This is a genomic window from Niveispirillum sp. KHB5.9 (assembly GCF_048066115.1).
In the GTDB taxonomy this organism is placed as follows: Bacteria; Pseudomonadota; Alphaproteobacteria; order Azospirillales; family Azospirillaceae; genus Niveispirillum.
Window position 1 is genome coordinate 748,475 of record NZ_JBLTYX010000001.1, and the last position, 20,681, is coordinate 769,155.

The following is a 20,681-nucleotide window of genomic DNA, read 5'->3' on the forward strand; positions in this document are numbered from 1 at the left end:
GATACGGAGAGACAGATGACAGTCCAGGCCCGGATCGAGCCTGCGGCGCTCGACGCGCTTCTGGCCCCCTATGACACCACCAACGCGCCGGGTTTCGCCGTGGGCGTGGCGCTGCAGGGCAGGCCCGTTTATCGGCGCGGTGTCGGCATGGCCAGCATCGAACTGCCGGTCACCCTGTCGCCCGGCATCCGCATGCGCATCGGGTCCACCAGCAAGCATTTCTGCGTGCTGGCCGTCATGCTGCTGGCGGAGGAAGGCAAGCTGTCCATCGATGACAGCGTGCGCCGCCACCTGCCGGAACTGCCGGCCTGGGCCGACATCATGACCGTGCGCCAGCTGATGGCCCATACCAGCGGCATGCGCGACAGCCTGGACCTGCTGCTGCACAGTGCCGGTCCAGGCATGGTGACGCCGGCCGATTTCCAGCTGCGGATGCTGGCGGCCCTGGACAGCGTCAATTTCGTGCCCGGCGCCAGCTGGAGCTATAATAATGGTGGCTATATCCTGCTGGCCGAAATCGTGACGCGGCTGGGTGGGCAGGAGTTCGGTGCCTTCCTGCGCGAGCGCATCTTCGAACCGGTGGGCATGCATGACACGATGGTGCGGGCGCTGGACACCGACCTAGTGCCCAACAGCGCCACTCTGCATGTGCCCAGCCCCACCGGCGGCTATGTGCGCGGCGTGTTCGGCTCCCCCATCGGCGGGGAGGGCGGCATCGTCTCCACCGTCAATGACATGCTGCTCTGGCTGAAGCATATGAGCGCGCCGGTGGTCGGCAGTGCGGCCACATGGGCGGCGATGCGCACCCCGCACGCCACCCATGGCTACGGCCTGGGTCTCAGCATGACCAAGCATCGCGGGCTGGACACCGTGCACCATGCCGGTGCGGTCGTCGGCGGTTCCAGCCAGATGATCAAGGTGCTGGGGCCTGAGCTGGATATCATCATCATGTCCAACGGCCGCAACAGCCTGGAACTGTACAAGCTGATCGACGACATCATCGACCGCTGCCTGCCTGGATTGCCACCCCTGCCGGAGGATTTTGCCGCCAAACCCGTGGCCGGCGATTATTACAACCGCGACACCGGCCGCAAGCTGACCCTGGTGGCGCATGAGGGCAGGCAGGCCATCCGCCTGGGCGGCATGACCCTGCCGGCCAAACGTGACGATCAGGGCTGGCTGAGCATGCCCATCGTGCCCACCGACATGCGCCTGCGCCCGGCAAGCGACGGGGCGTCGCTGGAACTGACGGAGTTCGGGCAGCAGGAGCTGCTGCTGCGTGTCACCCCAACCGAAGGGCAGGATGCCGCCACGATCCTGGGCGAGTATGACAGCGCCGCCGCTGGCATCACCGCCAGCATCGCCCGGAACGGGGAAGAGGCGCCGCGCCTGACCCTGCGCAATGAAGTCGGGTCCTTCATCTACAACCTCACCCCTGTGGCACCCGATCTTTGGGAAGCGCGCGGCGCGGGACCACTGCCATTGGCCGCCACCCTGGAATTCGCCGGCAACGGCTTCCTTCTCACCACCGGCCGCACCCAGCGCCTGGGCTTCGAGCGCCGCACATGAGCCATCCCGGTTTCCCCTCCCCGGCGCGGGCCCGCTATGCCCTGCTGGCCCTGTCGATCCTGGGCTTCTTCTTGTCCATGGACATCACACTGACCACGCTGCTGATCGAGCCGATGAAGCGTGACATGTCCCTGACCGACCTGCAGGTCGGGCTGTTGCAGGGCACAGCCTTCGGACTGGCGCTGGGCATCGCGTCGATCCCCAGTGGCCGGCTGATCGACCGGAAGATCCGCACGCGGCTGCTGTTCTGGGGCCTGGTGTCCTGGATCATCGCCATGGTCATCACCGCCCTGGCGCCCAACTTCCTGTCGCTGGTGGTGGGCCGCGTCATCCTGGGCGCCAATGCCGCCCTGCTGGTGCCCGCCGCCTTTTCCCTGGCCGCCGATCTTTATCCGCCGGACCGGCGGGCGGTGGCGACCAGCCTGCTGGTGGTGGGCCAGGCCGCCGGCCAGGGCATCGGCATCCTGGCCGGCGGCCTGGCTTTCGATGCGCTGACCCGCTGGCATGGTGCCGATCCCGGCCTGCTGTCCGGGCTGCCGCCCTGGCGCCTGCTCTATCTGGCCGCCGCCATGCTGGGCGGGGTCATCCTGCTGATGCTGGCCCCGGTGCGTGAGCCGGCGCGCCAGGAACAGCATGACCAGAGCGGCAAGACGTCGGTGGCGCTCAGGGAGCTGTGGCAATATCGCGGCTTCCTGCTACCGCTGATCATCGCCTTGCTGCTGAGCCAGGTGACGATCCAGGCGGCATCGGTCTGGGCCACACCCATGCTGATCCGCAATTACCACCTGACGCCCGGACAGTTCGCCGGCTGGTTGAGTGCCGTGCTGCTGGTCGGCGGCATTGCCGGGGCCGGCGGTAGCGGCTGGCTGGGCAAGCTGGGCCAGCGCCATGGCGGGCGGGCCGGGGTGCTGGTGCCGGCCGTGGTGGCGGCCCTGGCAATAGCACCCTTGTCGCTGTTCGGCATGGCGCCGGGCGTGCCGATATTCGCGGCGATGCTGACGGCGCATATCTTCGCGGGTGCCGTCGTGGCGACATTGGGCGTCATCGCCATCACGCTGAACATCCCGAACGAGGTGCGGGGACTGGCACTGGGCACCAACACCCTGCTGACGGCGATCTTCGCCAGTGCCACGGCCCCGCCGCTGATCGCCCTGGTCAGTTCCACGCTGGGCGGCGAGAGCCGGCTGGGCATCGCCGTCGCCGTCCTGTGCGCGCCCTGCGCCATCGGTGCCGCCCTGTCCTTTTACCAGTCGATCCGGTTCTTCCGGCGTGCCGGCGCGTGATCAGCCTGTTTCCCAGATGCCGCTGATCCCGCGCACGCCGTCGCGCCGGTCCAGTTGCACGATCACATCCACGACGCTGCGCGCATAGGCGATCGTGTCCTGGACCGACAGGTTGAACCCGGCCTGCATCACCATCAGGGCCAACTGCTGCAGGGCGCCCTGCGGGCTGTTGGCGTGGATGGTGCTGACGGAGCCGGGATGGCCGGTATTGACGGCGCGCAGGAAGCTCACCGCCTCCTCCCCGCGCAATTCGCCCAGCACGATCCGGTCGGGCCGCAGGCGCAATGATGCCTGCAACAGGTCGTTGGCGGTTACCCGCGCCTCCCCCATCTCCCCCTTAACCGCGACAAGGCCCAGGGCGTTGGGGGTGGACAGGGTGATCTCCGGCGTATCCTCCACCACCACCAGCCGCTCCTGCTCCGGCATCTGGCGCAGCAGCGCGTTCAGGAACGTGGTCTTGCCGGTGGAGGTGCCGCCGCTGACCAGGATGGTGCGCCGCGCCTTGATGGCGGCGGCCAGATAGGATGCCGGGTCCTGCATCGGGTCCCGCCCCCGCCAGCCATCATCCGTGACAGGGGGCAATGCCGCATAGGCCGACAGCGGCACATCGACCAGCCGGTGGCGGCGGATGGCCATGGCCCAATGGCCACGCGTGGCGGATGGAGCCACAAACTGCACCCGCGCCCCGTCGGGCAGGCGGCCGGACAGCAGCGGCTGGTTGCGGTTGATCCCCTGGTTCGACAGGCGCGCCGCCTGTTCGGCCAGACGGCGCAGCAACTGGTCGTCGATGCGGCTGTCCAGGTGGCGGAGCATGCCCTCACCGGCCCGTTCGGCCCAGACCTCCCCCGGCCGGTTCACCATGATCTCCGTCACCAGCCTGTCGTCCAGGAACGGGTGGAACGGGGCCAGATATTCAGCCAGATAGACGGCATCGTTCAGGATGGCGACGCTAGCATTCATGACCGCCCCCCGTCATTGGCGACCAGGGAGAAATCCAGGTCGCGGGCCACGAAGACGCGGATCGGCTGGCCCTGGTCGACGCGGATGGTGGGCGGGATCTGGCTGTCGCGCTGAGCCGCCACGCCGGCGGCCGATTGCGATCCCGACAGGACCAGGGCGGCATTGCCGATGGCCGACAAGGCCCCCACCACCGACAGCAGGGTGGCCGACCCGAACCGTTCCACGAAATGCGTGTCCACATCGCCCGACAGGCCGGATTTGCCATCCTGGCTGATGGCGGGCGATGCCAGGGCCACCGACACGCCATCGGGCCGGATCAGCCGCGTCCACAGCACATAGACCCGTTTCTGCCCCGCCTGCAGCCCGGACTTGTACTGTCCGATCAGGCGGGAACTGCGCGGCACCAGTACGCGCGTCCCGTCGAAGGAGCGCACATCCTGGCTGACCACGGCACGGACGAAGCCGGGCAGGTCGCTGTCGATGGCGGTTTCCAGCACGGCCGGGATCAAGGCACCCTGCGCGACCGTGGTCGAGGGCGCGATGGCATGGACGGCACTGGCCGTATCCACCCCGCCATTGCCGACGCGCAGGGCGAACGCCTCGTTGTCGGACAGGCTGGCGGGGGCGGCTGGGCCTGGGCTGCTCGTGGCCGGAACCGCCGGGGCTGTCGCAGGTGCGGGGGCGCTGGCGGGGGCCGGAACCGACATGTCGAAGACCATGACCGGGGCCGACAGGCGCTGCGGGTCAAGCGTGCGCATCGCCTGCGGCACGGGCGGCGCTGGTGTCGCCGCCACCGGCACCGGGGCCGGGATCGGGGCCACTTGTGCCGGCGGCGGGACGGGTGGGGCGGCGGCCGGGGCCACCGGCTGGCGCGACTGGTTCAATCCCCAGAAGGTCAGGCCGCCCAGCGCCAGGACGCAGACCATGCCGGTGGCAAGGCCCAGCCCGCCGCCGCGCCAGTCGGCGACAGTGGGATATTGGGGACGGCCGGCCAGGACCAGGGCACCGGCCGACATGGACAGGCGCGGATCGTCGCCGATGCGAACGGGGTCGGTGATCGTACGCATCACGGCATCCTTTGCGCGGTCTGGGTGGCCGGGGTCAGGCTGGCCACGCGCTTGCCATTGCGCAGGATGATGCGGCGCGGCACGCCATCCAGCACGATCAGATCGTTGCGCAGGGCATAATTGGCGGGGCCATCCACCCCGTCGGGACCGGGAACCAGGATGGCCGGCACCTCCGCCCCCGCTTCCCACCGCAGATATGTCGTCTGCCCGTCATCGAAGACCTGAGCCGGCAGCAGCTGCTTCGTCCCCTCGCTCGCCCAGGCGAAATTCAACGCGGCTGGGATCGGGGCTTCCGGTACCGGCGCGGGGTCGGCGGTGATCTCCGGCGGGACTGCCTCCGCCACGGTCGCGACCGGTGGAGGTGTAGGCACGGGATAGGAGAAACGCATGACATAAAGCGGCCCGCCCTTGCCCCCCGTCGTCAGGTCGAACAGATAGGTGCGGCGGTCGGTGACCACCGTCATGTTGGTGCGGCTGTCGGGCAGCATCGGCTTCAGGAACAGCAGGTCGGCCCGGCGGTTGGGCGTGACCTGCCAGCCCGCACTGTCGCCGATGGCGACATTCTCGATCCGCTCCCCCTGTTCGAACTGGATCGTCGTCTGGATGCCGGTGCGGCCGGGCACGGTGACCACCGCCGCCTCGTCATATTGTTTCCAGACGATGCGGCTGTCGGCGAAGGACGGGGTCGTGGACAGCAGGGCCGCCAGCAGCGGCAGGATCAGCATGCGCTTGTTCATGGGGCGGTTCCTTTGACGGTGGGGCGGCGGAAACGCTGGCCCAGGCCGGCGATGTTCCTGGCAGGTCGATTGGCTGTGGCGGGCATCTGGCGGGTGGCGTCACCCATGGGTGCGGTCGCCCCGGAATGCATCATGGCGGTGGGCCGGGATGCGGCGGCCTGGATGCCGCCCATGCGCCCGTCCGCACTGCCGGACGGCATCTGGATGGACAATGCGTGCGGCATGACAGCGGTCCGGGACGGGGCGGATGACAGGATGGGAGCGACCGAAGCGCTGGCACTGGCCTGTGCCGCCCCCCCCGCCCTGCCCCGCATCTCCGCCCCGCCATGCAGGGTCAGCTTCCACCCGGCCGTGACGGCGGCGGCCACCCGCAGGACCAGCAGCATCAGCAGCGCGAACACCCCCGCCCCCAGCAGCACCGACACGGCCAGTTCCGGCGTCGGCGCACCACCGGCCATGGCCAGGTCGGACAGCATCGGCGCGATCAGGCCCAAAGCACCCGTCCCCACCAGCACCGTCAGCAAGGGCACGATGGCGAACAGGACGGCCGCGCGCAGCCAGCCTTCGAACAGGCCGCTGGTCGCCCGGAACAGGGCCAGCAGGATGAAGACAGGCCCCAGCGCCAGCAAGGCCGCCAGCGCGATGCGCGATGCCACCAGCACCCCCACCGTGCCGAACAGCAGCAGCAGCGAGGCCAGCCACAGCAGGTCAGCGGGCCGCATGCCGGCCAGCATTGTCGGCTTCTCCCCGCCCGTACTGGCCGACTGCCTTGCCGCCTCCAGCACCAGCTGGAACAGCTGGTCCAGCCGGTCGGCGAACAAGGACGGGGCCGATCCACGCGTGCCGGCCAGCAGCGAGGCCAGATGGTCGGGTGCCCCGACCAGCAGGTTCCACACCACCTGATGATAGGCCGCCCAGGAGGTGGCGAAACACAGGACCAGGCCCAGCCCCATCATGCGCGGGGTCAGGCTGGACAGGCCGATACCCGCCCGCCCCGTCAGCATCCTGACCGCCATCAGCGCCACATACAGCGTCAGGGTCAGGGTCAGCGCCTGACCCAGCGCGCCGTCGGGCCCCAGCAGGGTGGAGAAGGCCTTTTCGGTGGTCTGGGCGGCCAGGCAGTCGACGGCGCGCAGCGCACCGGCCACGCCGCCATTGCCGTCCAGGCTGGTGAAACCGGGGCAGGTCCCGCTCATTCCGCCGCCATCCTTTCCGGACCGGCATTCTCCACAGCACCGGGCCAGGGCGTGCCCGTCAGGCGCGGGTACCAGCGGGCGGGATCGTCGCCGGTGCCGGCGCGGATCATGTCCAGCCGGCGGACATTCGCCTCCCGCCCCGACAGCACCGTCAGGATGTCGGCCATGCCGCCCAGATCCAGGCGCGGCACGATGGAATGGCTGGCATGGCGGACCAGGAAGCAGCGCCCATGCGCCGGCAGGCCGCGGATCAGCTCCAGCTCATGCGGCGACAGGCCGAACCCGGCGCAATAATCATCCTCCCGCGCCTTGGGGTTGGGCATGAAGATCATGGTGGATGTCTGTTCGACGATGGCGCTGGCGATGCGGCTGTCCAGCGCGTCGCGCGCCGATTGCGTGGCGAAGCCGACAATGGCGTTGCGCTTGCGCAGCGTCTTCAGCCAGTCGCGGATGCGCGCCGCGAAGACGGGATCGTCCAGCGCCTTCCAACCCTCATCGATCAGGATCATCGACGGGTCGCCGTCCAGCCGCTCATCGATGCGGTGGAACAGGTACATCATGGCCGGCGTGCGCAGGGCCGGGATGTCCAGCAGTGCCGTCATGTCGAAGCCCAGGACACGGGCCTCCAGGTCCAGCCGGTCGTCCGCATTGTCGAACAGCCAGGCATGCTCGCCCCCGCCGATCCAGGGTGCCAGCCGGCTGGCCAGATCGCCCGGTGCTGGCCGCGCGGCCCCGGCCAGCAATTCACGGAAATGGCGCAGGCGGCGCAGATGCGGGGCGTGATCGAAACAGGCATCGACGGCATCAGCGATCGCCGCTTCCTCCTCCGGCCCGTCGGCCTTCAACAGGCAGGCCAGCCACAGGCGCAGGAAGGCGCGGTTGACGGGGCTGTCGGGCAGTTGCAGCGGGTTCATGCCCGACGCCTCGCCGGGCAGAAGCCGACTGTAATGGCCTCCGATGCCGCGCAGGAAAATCTCTGCGCCGCGATCCTTGTCGAAGAACACCGTGCGCGGGCGAAATTTCTGTGCCTGGGCGGCCAGGAAGTTCAGCACCACGGTCTTGCCCGATCCCGACGGGCCGATGATGGTGAAATTGCCCAGGTCGCCTTCATGGAAGTTGAAGAAATAGGGGGTGGCGCTTGTCGTCTCGAACATCGCCACCGCGTCGCCCCAATGGTTGCCGGCCGGGCTGCCCAGCGGGAAGCCGTGCAGCGACAGGAAGCCGGCGGCATTGGCGGTGCTGATCAGGGCGCGGCGGACCAGATAGCGCTCGTTGCCGGGAAACTGTCCCCAGAACAAGGGCTCCAGGTTCACATCCTCGCGCACCGCGATGGCGCCGATATCGGCCAGGGCGGCACCCGCCAGGGCGACGGCGCCGTCCAGGGCCGCCATGTCGGGGGCGCGGACCAGCAGGCCCAGATGATGGTCGCCGAACCCCACCTGGCCTGCCGACAGCGCATCGCGCGCCGCCAGCATCTCCGCCCGTTCGGTGCCCGTCTCCTCATCCGTGGCGCGGTGGCGGCGCAGCGCCAGATCCATGCGCTCGCGCGCCGTCTGCCGGTCCACGGGCGCGAAGCTTTCCGTCAGGGTCAGTTCGACCGGCAGGCGCAGGATACCGTCCAGCAGGCCCGCCCGCGTGGCATCGGGATATTCCTTCACCGACAGGCCGGCCGCCACATGCCGCCCCTGCGGCCCCGCCAGTTCCAGCGCGTCCAGGCCGAAACTGGCGCGGCTATAGGGGATGTGGAACCCCAGGTCGGTGCCCTCGGGCGGCAGCAGGACGGGCCGCATCTCCCCGTTATACAGCGCCGACAACAGCTCCAGCACCTCCGAACAGGGCCCCGATGCGGTGTCATAGATGCCCAGGGCGCGGGCGCCATAGGGTTCCAGCCCGGCCAGCAGGGCGGCGACGGCGGCGTCCAGGGCACGGCGGTCGGCCTCCAGCCGGCGGGGGGAGCGGCCGCGCGACAGGATGCGGTCGACCAGCCCCGCCTTGCCCCGCGCCGGGCGGCGCAGGATGGTCAGGAACTGTTCATTGATGAACAGGTGCCGGTCGGACAGCCGATCCCGCCAGCGCCGGTCGATCAGGCCGGCCAGCGGGCTGTCGAATTCGGCGGTCAGTTCGGGCTGGATACGGCGGCGGATGACATGGTGATAGACCACATGCCGCGCATCCAGGACGGAACGCAGCATCACCTCCCGTACCGCCAGCCGGTGGTTCAGCGCCTCGCCATCCTCCGTCTCGAACGGCAATCCCGCCACATGGATGGTCCGCAGCAGCGACCCGTCGCGCAGCAGCAGGCTGCCATCGTCCAGGAACGCCTTGTAGGGCAACCGGTCCCCGGCGCCGGCCTCCCGCCGGGCCCAGGATGCGGGACCTTTCCATGTCGGCATGGGGGCTCTCCTCAGGGCCTATAGGAGTTGCAGCGCCAGCGCTTCCAGTTGGGAACGCGCGGGCAGTTGGTGACCTTGGTCAGCCACAGGTCGAAGATGCGTGGTTCCCGCAGGCAGGCCAGATATCCGGCCGCATGCACCAGCAGCGCCACCGGCAGCGCCAGGAAGGAACGCGTGACTAGGAACGCTTCCGTCGTCACCAGCAGGTTGATGACGAAGAAATTATAGGTCACGCCGGCGAACATCTGCGGCCGGGTCAGGGCGCGGAAAACGGGGGTGCGGCTCAGCATCAGCGGGCAACCGCCGTCGTCGCCTGGATGCCGGTGACGATGGCACCGGCCCCGAACAGGATGAAGCAGCCCAGCACCACCGTTGCCCCGAAGCGCCAGTTCAGCCGCCCCGTCAGCATCAGGAAACCGACAGCCGCCACCGCCATCACCGCCACCGCCGTGGCGACATTGCCCATCAGGGTGCCCTGCATCCAGGAAAGGGCCGCCACGATCGGGCCCGCCCCCTGCGGATCGCCACCCGTCCCCTGGGCCAGGGCGGCATGGGCCGACAGCAGAAGGGGGGCCAGGGCCGCCAGGGTCCGTTTCAGGCTGCGCATGCTCGTTCTCTCCCTTGGCATCGCGTGATGGGGAAAGAGATAGGGCGCGGGCTTTGCCGGCATATGTCGGGGCGACGGGCCCGTGCGCCATCTTGTGTCAGGGGCGTTGCAATGGACCGCATAACGGTTCACCCGCTGCAACATGCTGCAACAATCCGACACGGGCGGGAGATTTTCGGCTCGTACAGAAAGGGTCCCAAGGCCATAATCGGGATATGGATTTGATGACCCGCATATTGATCGTGGATGATGATCCGGGCCTGCGCGGCCTGATCTCCACCTTCCTGGACCGGCACGGATACCGCACGGACACGGCCTCCAACCCCATTGAAATGCGGGCGAAGCTGGCGGTGGAACGCTATGACCTGATCGTGCTGGACGTGATGATGCCGCAGGAGGACGGGTTGACCGCCCTGAAGGGCCTGGCCGCCAGCGGCGGGCCGCCCGTCATCATGCTGTCGGCCGTGGGCAGCGACATCGACCGCATCGTCGGGCTGGAGATGGGGGCGGAGGATTACATGGAAAAACCATGCAATCCGCGCGAGCTGCTAGCCCGTATCCGCACCGCCCTGCGCCGCAGCCGGGGCGCATCGGTGCCGGCGGAAGCAGCGACTGCCGCCCCGCCCCCGGCCGCGGCGGAGCCCTGGATCAATTTCGCCGGCTGGCGCATGCAGCCCGACAGCCGCATGGTATCGGCCCCGTCGGGCCAGGATGTGAGCCTGTCGGATGCCGAATTCCGGCTGCTGCGCGCCCTGGTGGACCATCCGCGCCGCGTGCTGACCCGCGACCAGCTGCTGGATTTCGCCCATGGCGAAAGGGCCGACCATTTCGACCGCGCCATCGATGTGCAGATCAGCCGCCTGCGCCGCAAAATGGCCGCCGCCGACGACAGCGCCGAACTGATCCGCACCGTCCGCAACGAAGGCTACATGTTCGTCCCCGCCGTGACGCGGTAGGGGTATAGGACTGTTCGGCGCCGTCAAAAGCGGTTACGATAGAAACTTGCAATCTTCTCGCGGTGGAATGGATGTCGGTCCCGCAAAAACGAACGGAGAAGGACAGGGTGCGCGATGCTTCGCGACGTCCGACGCCATCCGTCACACCGGAACCGTCCGCCCTGTTGCTGCGCGCCATGGCGGAAACCGATGCATTGCTGATCCAGATGAAGGCGCATGAGCAAGCGAGCGAACCCTCCGCTTGAATTCACGCTGACCCGGACCTTCCGTCAGCAATGGGACAGCCTGAACAAGAGCGGCCGGTTCCCCATGCCGCATCTGAAACATGTCATGATGCTGGTGATCATGAATGACGGCCCCTTGCCGCCGCAGTTCAAGGATCACCCGCTGAAGGGCCGGCTGGATGGGGACAAGCTGGTCTTCACCGCCACCGGGACGCATAGTGAACTTTTCGGCCACTGAATGACCCTGCGGCATTGCCGCCACACCCCGCCGGTAACAGGCGCCCCGCCCATCGTCATAATATATCAGGCGACATAATATGACGGCCGGGTTCTGGCCGCTGACACATGCCTGACATCCGTGGGCAATATCGCCCCGCCATCCCTTGTTCCGCGAACGGCGGTGCCCCCGTCGGCCACCCCCGCAACGGAGATTACGAGATGAGCGAACACCACATTGAGGATCATGACCGCGGTCTGCTCTTCGACCTGGAGACCCTGAACAGCCGGATCCTGGAACGCCGCCGCGCGCTGTCGCTGCTGGGCGGTGCGGGTCTGGTGGCATTGCTGGCCGGCTGCGGCGGCGGCGGGTCGGACAGCACCAGCACCACGACCGGCACCGGGACCACGACGGGCAGCACGGGCGGAACCACGGGTGGCACGACCGGCGGTACCACCGGCGGATCGTGCGTTGACTACGCGACGGAGACCAACGGCCCCTACCCCGCCGACGGCACCAACACCTCCAGCGGTGCCACCTCCAACGTCCTGACCTCTTCCGGTGTCATCCGCTCCGACATAAGGTCCAGCTTCATCAGTTCCACGACCCGGGCCTCGGGCGTGGCCATGACACTGACCATCACGCTGCAGAACTCCACGGGCTGCACGCCGCTGGCCGGCCACGCCATCTATATCTGGCACTGCGACGCCAACGGCCAATATTCGCTCTACGACCTGCCCACCGAAAGCTATCTGCGCGGCATGCAGATCTCCGACAGCAACGGTCAGGTGACCTTCACCACCATCGTGCCCGGCACCTATGCCGGCCGGTATCCGCACATCCATTTCGAGGTGTTCACCAGCCAGACCGCCGCCACGGCCGGCACGGGCCGCACGGCATCCCTGATCTCGCAGTTCATCGTGCCGGGCGACATCTGCTCCGCCGTCTATGCGGCCGGCGGCTATGGCAATTCCGCCCGCAACCTGTCCGGCATCTCCATCGCCAGCGACAATGTCTTCGGCGATAACACAGCCGCGCAGATCGCGGCCCAGACGCTGGCCGTGTCGGGCAGCGTGTCGGCCGGTTACGCCGCCACCGTCACGGTGGGTGTGTAACCCCCCGGCCGGCGGCTTGCCTCTTCCCGAGACACCGGCCGCCGGCCTATCGTATCCCTTCCTTCCCCATCGCGGTGGTCCGGTTGATGTTCCGCAATCCCCTGGCCGGCCGGCCGCTGTTCATCCGCATCTTCGCCCTGATGCTGGCGGGGGTGCTGCTGGCCCAGGTGCTGAACTTCCTGCTGCTGCTGGCCGCCCCCATGCCGCCGCCCAGCCAGCATATGCTGGCCGGCGTGGCGGAAAGCCTGCGCTCAGGCATCGCCGCCCCCGGGCTCGAGGTCACGACCGCCAGCAAGCCGCCCCCCAATGCCGGCCCGCCGGACCGGCTGCGCAGCAACCGGCAATGGCTGGTCAAGGCGCTGGGCGAGGATGAAAGCCTGATCCGCCTGGAACTGCGCGGACCGGGGGACCAGGGCGGACGGGGGCCGGGACCCGGTGACTTTCACGGCGGCCCCCGCCCCGACGGCCCGCCGCCGCCACGGGATGCAAGCCGCCCCCCGCCACCGCAGGGCGACCGACCGCCCCCGCCGGACGGACGGTTTGCAGGCCCCCAGCCCGGCTTCCCCTATCGCGACGATGCCATCATGGGCGACTTCGCGGCGGCCCTGAAACTGCCCAGCGGGGAATGGCGCATCGTGCAGCCGGCCGATGGCGGGTTGCGTGGCTGGTACCTGCGCATGCTGTACTGGCTGATCGCCGGGCTGGGCGTGGTGGTGCCGCTGGCCTGGTGGCTGGCGCGCTGGCTGGCGGGGCCCATCGCCATGTTCGCGCGGGCCGCCGAACGACTGGGCCGCGATCCGGGCGCGCCGGCCCTGTCCACCAGCATCGGCCCGCCGGAGGTGCGCGCCGCCGCCACCGCCTTCAACCAGATGCAGGAAAGGCTGCGCCGCTACGTGGATGACCGGACCCTGATGGTGGCCGCCATCGCCCACGACCTGCGCACGCCGCTGGCCCGCCTGGCCTTCCGCCTGGAGGAGGCGCCCGACGCCGTGCGCGACGCGGCGGCGGAGGATATCGCCGAGATGCGGGAGATGATCGCGGCGACCCTGTCCTTCGTGAAGGACATGTCCCAGCCCGTCGCACGCAGCGCCATCGACCTGGAAGCCCTGGTCCGGCGCCAGACCCGGGCCAGCCGCCAGATGGGCGAATCGGTCGGTGACGGCCCGATGCAACCCGCCCGGATCGAGGGCGATCCGCCCGGCATCGCCCGGATGCTCGACAATCTCATCGGCAACGCCGTCACCTATGGACAGTCGGCGGCCGTCTGCCTGCGGGTGGAGGGGGACAGTGCGGTGATCGAGGTGCTGGACGAAGGGCCGGGCATTCCCGACGCCCTGCTGGAGCGGGTGTTCGAACCGTTTTTCCGCGTGGAACCGTCACGCAGCCGCCATACGGGCGGCACGGGCCTGGGATTGGCCAGCGCGCGGGCCGTGGCCCGGGCACATGGCGGCGACCTGACGCTCGCCAACCGTCCGCAGGGGGGCTTGCTGGCCCGGGTGACCTTGCCTTTGAGAGGCGATGATCATACCGCCTGAGGGGATGGCACCTACAGCACCAGCGTCCGCCCCACCGCCAGCGTTCCGAAATCCCCCTGCCCCAGCCCATGCGCGGCGCGGGCGGCGGCCAGTGCCGTGACGGGATCGTCGATCCCTTCATCCGTCAGGCCGGCGAAGGTGCCGTAGTGCATGCCGATGCTGCGGCGGCTGCCAAGGTCCAGATGTGCCTGCACCGCCTCTTCGGGGTTCATGTGCATGATGTGCATGAACCAGCGCGGCTCATAGGCGCCGATGGGCAGCAGCGACAGGTCGATGCCGGGAAAACGTTCCCCGATCTCCCTGAAATGCGGGCAATAGCCGCTGTCGCCGCAGAAATACAGGCTGCGGCCATTGGCACGCAGCACGAAGCCGCCCCACAGCGTGGCGTTGCGGTCGAACAGGCCACGGGCGGCGAAATGCTGGGCAGGCACATAGGTGATCTCCACCCCGCCCAGATGGTGGGACTGCCACCAGTCCAGTTCCGTCACCACGCGCGGGCCGGCGCCACCGATCAGCGCGGCATTGCCCAGGCTGGTGACCACGGGTGCCTGGAAGCGGCGATCCAGTTCCCGCAGGCTGGCCAGATCCAGATGGTCATAATGGTTATGGCTCACCAGGATGCCATCCAGGCCGGGCAGATCGTCGAAGCCCAGGCCGGGGGCGCGTACCCGCTTCGGCCCGGCGAAGGCAAAGGGACTGGCCCGGTTGCCATAGACGGGATCGGTGATGAACCAGCGTCCGCCGATGCCGATCAGGAAGCAGGCATGGCCGATGAAGGTGACCGAAATGGCGTCGGCCGCCACCGGCTCCGGCCGGGGCCAGGACTGGTTTTCCAGCCGGTCCGGCCAGGGTATCGGCTTGCGCCCGGTCATCCAGCGCCACAGATCGCCCAACCCCTTCTCCTGCCCCACCACATGCGGGTTGAAGAAACGCCTGCCGTCGCAATGATCGGAGACAGGATAGCGCGTGGCGGTGCGGGTGGAACGGCGTGTCATCGGCTTCAAGCATCCCGGTCGATCACAATCATCGAGGGGTAGCGTGAAGCATCCCCGCACCGCGCGCAGTGGCGGCGCGCACAGGTCAACGCCCGATGATCGACCAGTAGCGTTCCGGGAACAGCCGCTGGATCAGGTCGGCCAGCCTTGCGTCGCGGCCCACCAGCACGCGGGAACGGCACTGTTCGACCCCGCGCACGATGATCTCCCCGGCCTCGGCCGGCGGCATGGTCAGCATGCGCTGGGCCCGTGCCTTCTGTTCGGCCAGCCGTTCCGGGCTAACGCCGGCGGGTGGGCGGGCATTGCTGGCGATGGAGGTGGCGACCCCGCCCGGATGCACGATGGTGACGCCGATATTGCTGCCCACCAGTTCATGGCGCAGCGCCTCGCTGAACCCGCGCACGGCAAACTTGGCGGCGGCATAGGCCGACTGGCCCGGCGGGGCGACGATGCCGAAGATGGAGGAGAGATTGACCAGCCGCGCATCGTCGCTGGCCGACAACAGCGGGATGAAGGCGCGGGTCATGGCGACCACGCCCTGGAAATTGATGCCCATCAGCCAGTCGAAATCCGCCTCCGACACCTGGGTGAAGCTGCCGCCCAGGGCCACCCCGGCATTGTTGATCAGCAGGTCGACACCGCCGAACGAAGCCTGCACCTGTGCCGGCAATGCGGCCACCGCCACACGGTCGGCCACGTCCAGCCGGGCGGCCAGCGCCTCCACCCCGTGATCGGCCTGGGCTGCAAGCGCCGTGGCCTGGGCCGCCGACAGGTCGATATCGGTCAGCATCAGCCGGCAGCCCCGCCTTGCCAGCGACATGGCGATGGCCCGGCCGATGCCGCCGCCGGCGCCGGTGATTACGGCCGTGCGGCCGCGCAACTGCATGGTTCTGGTCATTTCTTGTCCCCGTCATGCCGACGCTCGAAGGCAAGGGTGCCATCCGCCGGCTTGGAAAAAAGGAAGCCGGCCAGATCGGCCAGATAGTTCTGATGCACCCGCCAGGGCGGGCTTTCCCCCTGGGCCGGCATGTGCGCCCGCCCGCGCTGCACATAGCCGGCGGTCAGGCCCAGCAGCGGCACGCGTCCCGGCCCCGCCCCGTCCGAGGGGGCGACACAGACCGCATAACCGTGCTCGTCCATATGGTTCAGCAACCGGCAGACCTGGCGCGCCGTCAGGTCGCATTTCAGCGTCCAGGACGCGTTCACATAGCCGATGGCCAAGGCATGGTTGGGCACATCGGCCAGCATCATGCCGCGATAGACCGGACGGCCGGCGATATCGACCTTCTCCCCATCCAGGCTCAGGGTCGCACCACCCAGCAACTGCATGTCCAGGCCGGTGGCGGTGACGATGATATCGGCCGCGATCTCCCGGCCATCCTCCAGCCGCACGCCGGTGGGCCGGAAACTGTCGATGCGGCCGGTGACGATCGCAGCATCGCCGGCTTTCAGCACCCGGAACAGGTCGCCATCGGGCACCAGGCAGACACGCTGGTCCCAGGGCGCGTAGCTGGGCGTGAAATGCGGGTCGACATCCACGGTCGGCCCCACGGCATCGCGCACCGCGTCGATGATCCGCCGCCGTACCAGATCGGGCTTACGGCGCGACAGGCGATAGGTCAGCAGGCTCCAGCCGATATACTTCCAGCGTACCAGCAGACCGGCCAGCTTTTCCGGCAGCAACCGGAACAGCCGTTCCGCCAGCCCGTCGCGCCTGGGGTGGGAGACGATATAGGTGGGGGAGCGCTGCAGCATGGTCACCCGCGCGCCCAGCCGGGTGAGTGCGGGCACCAGGGTCACGGCCGTGGCCCCGCTGCCGATCACCAACACGCGGCGTCCGGCGACATTCAGGTCTTCGGGCCAATGCTGGGGATGGATGATGGGGCCGCGGAAATCGCCGCTACCGGCGAAATCCGGCATATGGCCGCGATCGTAGCGGTAATAGCCGCTGCACATGTAAAGGAAGCCGCAGCGCAGCCGCCGCTGTCCGTCGGGCGTTTCCAGTGTCACCGTCCAGGTCTGATCGGCACCGGACCAGTCGGCCCCGGTGACGCGCCAGCCGAAGCGGATATGCGGCAGCACCCCGTATTCGCGGGCCGTATCCTCGATATAGTCGCGGATGGCCGGGCCGTCGGCGATGACATCCGTCTCCTTCCAGGGGCGGAAGGGGAAACCCAGCGTGTGCATGTCGCTGTCCGACCGGATGCCGGGATAGCGGAACAGGTCCCAGGTACCGCCGATCCGGTCCCGCGCATCCACCATCGCCCAGCGTTTCCCCGGACAATGCATGGTCAGCCGGCAGGCCGCATCGATGCCGGACAGGCCGGCCCCGACAATCAGGACATCAAGGAATTCGACATCGGTGGGCGGCATCATCGCCTCCTTTATTTACATAAATGTAAATATCAATGTGTGTGGCAAGGAACAAGCCGTTTTCTCGCTCCCGGTGGGGGATTTCCTCGACCGCCGGTGGTCGGCGCACTATATTGACAAGCATGTCAACAGAACCCGCCAAGCCCGCCCGCCGCCCCCGCCGCAGCCCCGACGAAGTCCGCCGTCTGGCCCTGGATGCGGCGCGCGCCTGCCTTGTGGAATCCGGTCCCGGTGCCGTCACCCTGCAGGAGGTGGGGCGCCGGATCGGCATGACGCATGTCAACCTGATCCATCATTTCGGTTCCGCCGCCGGGCTGCAGACCGCCCTGATGGCGATGATCCTGTCCGACCTGAACAAGGCTTTGGGCCAGGCCATCACCCGCATCCTGTCCGACGATCCGCTGGCCCAGCGGGAGATGATCGATATCGTCTTCGACGCCTACAGCCAGGGCGGGGCCGCCAAGCTGGCCGCCTGGATCGCGATCAGCGGCGACACGGACAGGTTCGAACCGATCCGCCTGTCCATCCAGGCGCTGGTCAACGAGATCGAGAAGCGGCTGCCGCCCACCAGCGAACTGTCCATCGGCCGGCTGAAATCCAGCATCCTGTTCATCGCCCACAACGCCTTCGCCGACGCGCTGATCGGCAGCTTCATGCGCGACGCCCTGGACCGGGAACCCGACGCCACCCGCAAGATGGTCGCCCGGCTGCTGCCGTCGTTCTATTAGGGGGCGGCTTTGTTGCTCCCGTACGGTTTGGGCTGTAGGGGTTCCTCTCTTTTCCACCGTCATTCCCGCGAAAGCGGGAACCCAGCGTAAGGCGCGATTAGCGCCGATATGGCTCAATCGCGGCAGACGCCGCTCTGCGCTGGATCCCCGCTTTTGCGGGGATGACGGTAGTGAGAGTGGCAGCAAAGGCGCCCCCTCAAGGCACCACCTCCGCCCCGCCCGCGACCTTGACATTGACCCGCTGCCTGATGTCCGCCGCCGAAGCGCCGACCAGCAGCGTGTACTCCCCCGGCCGCACCCGCCACTGCCCCGTCGCCTCGTCCCAGGCGGTAAAAGCGCGCGGATCGAGCGTCAGGGTGACCCGGCGCTTCTCCCCCGGTGCCAGGGCGACCTTGGTGAAAGCGCTCAACTGCTTGGGCGGCTCGTCGGCATCCCTCCGGGCCGGGGCGATATAGAGCTGCGCCACCTCCTGCCCCGCCGGCCCGGCGCTGTTGCGCAGGTCCAGTGTTACGCTAACCGCCTCGCCACCCTTGATCCGGGCCGGTACCTTCGGCTTGCCATAGGTGAAGGTCGAATAGGACAGGCCGTGTCCAAAGGGAAACAGCGCCGCCACCCCCTTGGCATCCAGCCCGCGATACCCGACCAGCAGCCCCTCGGCATAGTTGCTCTCCAACGCCGCCAGATCGACGTCGATGTCGCCATCCTTGGCCGGGAAGCTGACGGGCAGCCGCCCGGACGGGTTGGCCTTGCCTGCCGCCAAGTCACCCAGCGCCCGCGATCCCTCCTGCCCCGGCAGCCAAAGCTGCATGATGGCGCCGACCTGGTCCTTCCAGGGCATGGTGACGGCCGACCCGCTATTGACCACCACCACCGTACGCTTGTTGACGGCGGCAACGGCCGCGACCAGCCGGTCCTGTTCGCCCGGCAAAGCCAACGTGGTGCGGTCGTACCCTTCACCCTCGGTCATGGAGGAGGAGCCGACCAGAACGATGGCCGCATCCGCCCCCTTCGCCGCTTCCACCGCCGCATCGAAATCGGGGGCCGGCTGGCGGATGCCGAAGACCAGCGCCTCGTATGGCGTCTGGCCCGTGGCGTAATCAAGCTGGATGCGGTAACCGCGCCCGGCTTCCATATCCAGGCTGACGGTGCGACGCAGGACGGGAAAGCCGATCACGTCGCGCGGATCGGGCACGCCCTTCACCGCCCGGTCCAGGATCACCTTACCGTCCAGCGACAGGGTGGCCTTGCCCGTGCCGCGCACGCTGAATTCGTGTTTCCCGCTGCGTTCCGGCCAGAACCAGCCCGACCAGCGCAACCCCGCATAGCCCACCACATCCGCCTTGGCCTGGTTGCCGGCGATGCGCTTGCTGAAATTGGCCACATCCTCGCTGCGGCTGGGCTGGCCGGATAGGTCGGGCGTGGTGAAATATTCGGCCAGCAACCCCTTGCGCCCCCGCTTCTCATCCGGGCTCAACAGGGCCGGATCGGCCGAAGGCGGCGTTTCCTCGTTATCCACGCCCTGCGCATGGATGATGCGGGCTCCAGGGAACGCTTCCGCCAAGGCCGCCAGCGGCGTGGGGATGCTGTCGAACGGCACCACGGCCGACGACCCGCCGCCCTGCACGCGGATGACATCGGCATTGGGGCCGATCACCGCCAGGGTGCGTATATCCCCCTTCAGCGGCAGAACATCCTTGTTCTGCAACAGGATGATCGCCTCCTGCGCCGCGGCGCGGGCCAGATCGGCATGGGCCTGCCTCATGGCGGCCGGGATGGTGCCGTCCCCACCCTTGACCGTCGACCGCAGGATCAGGCGCAGCACGCGGCCGGCATTGTCATCGATCTGGGCCGGGCTGACATCGCCCTTGTCCACGGCCTGACGCAGCTTGGCCCCGAAATTGGCCGGCGGGCCCGGCATTTCCAGGTCCAACCCGGCATTGGCCGCCGCCGCCGTGGCATGGGTCGCCCCCCAGTCGGACACGACCATGCCCGGATAACCCCATTCCTTCTTCAGAAGGTCGGTCAGCAGCCAGCGGTTCTGCGTGGCATAGGTGCCGTTGACCTTGTTGTAGGATGCCATCACCGACCAGGGATCGGCCTGCTTCACCACCGTCTCGAACGCCGGCAGATAGACCTCGCGCAACGGCCGGGCCGGCACCTTGCTGTCCACGAAGAAACGGTTGGTTTCCTGGTTGTTGGCGGCGAAATGCTTCAGGGACACGCCGATCCCCCGCCCCTGCACGCCCTGCACATAGCCAAGCCCCATGCGGGCCGCCAGATGCGGGTCCTCCGAATAGGTCTCGAAATTGCGACCCCAGAGCGGGGTGCGGACGATGTTGACCGTCGGCGCCAGCAGGACCGAGGCGCCATGCGCCCGCGCTTCATCCGCGATGGCCGCCCCCACCTTGCCCGCCAGCTCGGTGTTCCAGGTCGCGGCCATGGCCACGCCCACGGGGAACACGGTCGCCGGCTTGTCATCATGGGAGCGCACACCGGTGGGACCGTCGGTGACCTTGATGCCCGGCACGCCCAGCCGGGGCACGCCGTTCAGCTCCATGATGCCGGCACCGGCCAGAAGGCTGATCTTCTCGTCCAGTGTCATCCGGCCGATCAGGTCCTGCACCTTCGCGGTCACGTCCGGTGCCGTATCCTTGGCCTGCACCACGGACTGCCCGGCCAGGGCCAGCGCCACGCCGGCCACCGCCAACCGGCCAAACATGCGCCGC

Annotated in this window: 19 protein-coding genes; 8 read left to right on the top strand and 11 right to left on the bottom strand. The window is 68.3% G+C overall.

What is annotated here, in order from left to right; genetic code table 11:
- The first annotated feature begins 15 nt into the window (after positions 1-15).
- A complete protein-coding gene (locus tag ACM9HJ_RS02970; protein ID WP_416570188.1) occupies positions 16-1,569 on the top strand; it encodes a serine hydrolase domain-containing protein in 1,554 nt (517 codons plus the stop codon).
- Positions 1,566-2,852: an MFS transporter gene (locus ACM9HJ_RS02975; protein WP_416570189.1), complete on the top strand. Its 1,287-nt coding sequence runs from the start codon at positions 1,566-1,568 to the stop codon at positions 2,850-2,852. Before ACM9HJ_RS02970 ends, ACM9HJ_RS02975 begins: the two co-directional genes overlap by 4 nt.
- Here the strand turns inward: ACM9HJ_RS02975 and ACM9HJ_RS02980 are convergent, their stop codons facing one another.
- The 7 genes from ACM9HJ_RS02980 to ACM9HJ_RS03010 are packed head-to-tail and all read right to left on the bottom strand — an operon-like array spanning position 2,853 to position 9,812.
- Complete coding sequence (locus tag ACM9HJ_RS02980) at positions 2,853-3,812, bottom strand: ATPase, T2SS/T4P/T4SS family (protein ID WP_416570190.1); 960 nt, start codon at positions 3,810-3,812, stop codon at positions 2,853-2,855.
- Complete coding sequence (locus ACM9HJ_RS02985; RefSeq protein WP_416570191.1) at positions 3,809-4,879, bottom strand: TrbI/VirB10 family protein; 1,071 nt, start codon at positions 4,877-4,879, stop codon at positions 3,809-3,811. Before ACM9HJ_RS02985 ends, ACM9HJ_RS02980 begins: the two co-directional genes overlap by 4 nt.
- Positions 4,879-5,616: a TrbG/VirB9 family P-type conjugative transfer protein gene (locus tag ACM9HJ_RS02990; RefSeq protein WP_416570192.1), complete on the bottom strand. Its 738-nt coding sequence runs from the start codon at positions 5,614-5,616 to the stop codon at positions 4,879-4,881. Before ACM9HJ_RS02990 ends, ACM9HJ_RS02985 begins: the two co-directional genes overlap by 1 nt.
- Positions 5,613-6,812, bottom strand: a complete 1,200-nt coding sequence (locus ACM9HJ_RS02995) for a type IV secretion system protein (protein WP_416570193.1) — start codon at positions 6,810-6,812, stop codon at positions 5,613-5,615. The genes ACM9HJ_RS02990 and ACM9HJ_RS02995 overlap by 4 nt, the downstream gene beginning before the upstream one ends.
- Complete coding sequence (locus tag ACM9HJ_RS03000) at positions 6,809-9,205, bottom strand: VirB4 family type IV secretion/conjugal transfer ATPase (protein WP_416570194.1); 2,397 nt, start codon at positions 9,203-9,205, stop codon at positions 6,809-6,811. Before ACM9HJ_RS03000 ends, ACM9HJ_RS02995 begins: the two co-directional genes overlap by 4 nt.
- A gap of 11 nt (positions 9,206-9,216) precedes the next feature.
- Positions 9,217-9,495: a type IV secretion system protein VirB3 gene (locus tag ACM9HJ_RS03005; RefSeq protein ID WP_416570195.1), complete on the bottom strand. Its 279-nt coding sequence runs from the start codon at positions 9,493-9,495 to the stop codon at positions 9,217-9,219.
- Positions 9,495-9,812, bottom strand: a complete 318-nt coding sequence (locus tag ACM9HJ_RS03010; protein ID WP_416570196.1) for a TrbC/VirB2 family protein — start codon at positions 9,810-9,812, stop codon at positions 9,495-9,497. The genes ACM9HJ_RS03005 and ACM9HJ_RS03010 overlap by 1 nt, the downstream gene beginning before the upstream one ends.
- Before the next feature lie 224 nt (positions 9,813-10,036).
- Here ACM9HJ_RS03010 and ACM9HJ_RS03015 point away from each other — a divergent pair, with 224 nt between their 5' ends.
- The 5 genes from ACM9HJ_RS03015 to ACM9HJ_RS03035 all read left to right on the top strand — a co-directional run bounded on the left by ACM9HJ_RS03015 (position 10,037) and on the right by ACM9HJ_RS03035 (position 13,859).
- Positions 10,037-10,768, top strand: a complete 732-nt coding sequence (locus ACM9HJ_RS03015) for a response regulator (RefSeq protein WP_416570197.1) — start codon at positions 10,037-10,039, stop codon at positions 10,766-10,768.
- Between the two features lie 71 nt (positions 10,769-10,839).
- Entirely contained in the window at positions 10,840-11,013 is a 174-nt protein-coding gene (locus ACM9HJ_RS03020; protein ID WP_416570198.1) for a hypothetical protein, read from the top strand.
- Positions 10,985-11,230, top strand: a complete 246-nt coding sequence (locus ACM9HJ_RS03025) for a type II toxin-antitoxin system mRNA interferase toxin, RelE/StbE family (RefSeq protein WP_416570199.1) — start codon at positions 10,985-10,987, stop codon at positions 11,228-11,230. The genes ACM9HJ_RS03020 and ACM9HJ_RS03025 overlap by 29 nt, the downstream gene beginning before the upstream one ends.
- Positions 11,231-11,430: 200 nt before the next feature.
- The gene (locus ACM9HJ_RS03030) at positions 11,431-12,324 is read left to right on the top strand and encodes a hypothetical protein (RefSeq protein ID WP_416570200.1); all 894 of its coding nucleotides are present in this window, start codon (positions 11,431-11,433) and stop codon (positions 12,322-12,324) included.
- 86 nt (positions 12,325-12,410) lie between these two features.
- The gene (locus tag ACM9HJ_RS03035) at positions 12,411-13,859 is read left to right on the top strand and encodes an ATP-binding protein (RefSeq protein WP_416570201.1); all 1,449 of its coding nucleotides are present in this window, start codon (positions 12,411-12,413) and stop codon (positions 13,857-13,859) included.
- 11 nt (positions 13,860-13,870) lie between these two features.
- Here the strand turns inward: ACM9HJ_RS03035 and ACM9HJ_RS03040 are convergent, their stop codons facing one another.
- The 3 genes from ACM9HJ_RS03040 to ACM9HJ_RS03050 all read right to left on the bottom strand — a co-directional run bounded on the left by ACM9HJ_RS03040 (position 13,871) and on the right by ACM9HJ_RS03050 (position 17,230).
- Positions 13,871-14,854, bottom strand: a complete 984-nt coding sequence (locus tag ACM9HJ_RS03040) for an MBL fold metallo-hydrolase (RefSeq protein WP_416570202.1) — start codon at positions 14,852-14,854, stop codon at positions 13,871-13,873.
- Positions 14,855-14,939: 85 nt separating this feature from the next.
- Positions 14,940-15,752 carry an SDR family NAD(P)-dependent oxidoreductase gene (locus tag ACM9HJ_RS03045; RefSeq protein ID WP_416570203.1) on the bottom strand — a complete coding sequence of 271 codons (813 nt, stop codon included), beginning with the start codon at positions 15,750-15,752 and terminating at the stop codon, positions 14,940-14,942.
- Positions 15,749-17,230 carry a flavin-containing monooxygenase gene (locus ACM9HJ_RS03050; protein WP_416570204.1) on the bottom strand — a complete coding sequence of 494 codons (1,482 nt, stop codon included), beginning with the start codon at positions 17,228-17,230 and terminating at the stop codon, positions 15,749-15,751. Before ACM9HJ_RS03050 ends, ACM9HJ_RS03045 begins: the two co-directional genes overlap by 4 nt.
- A gap of 119 nt (positions 17,231-17,349) precedes the next feature.
- Here ACM9HJ_RS03050 and ACM9HJ_RS03055 point away from each other — a divergent pair, with 119 nt between their 5' ends.
- Complete coding sequence (locus tag ACM9HJ_RS03055) at positions 17,350-17,955, top strand: TetR/AcrR family transcriptional regulator (RefSeq protein ID WP_416570205.1); 606 nt, start codon at positions 17,350-17,352, stop codon at positions 17,953-17,955.
- Between the two features lie 196 nt (positions 17,956-18,151).
- Here the strand turns inward: ACM9HJ_RS03055 and ACM9HJ_RS03060 are convergent, their stop codons facing one another.
- Entirely contained in the window at positions 18,152-20,674 is a 2,523-nt protein-coding gene (locus ACM9HJ_RS03060; RefSeq protein ID WP_416570206.1) for a glycoside hydrolase family 3 protein, read from the bottom strand.
- Positions 20,675-20,681: the final 7 nt, after the last annotated feature.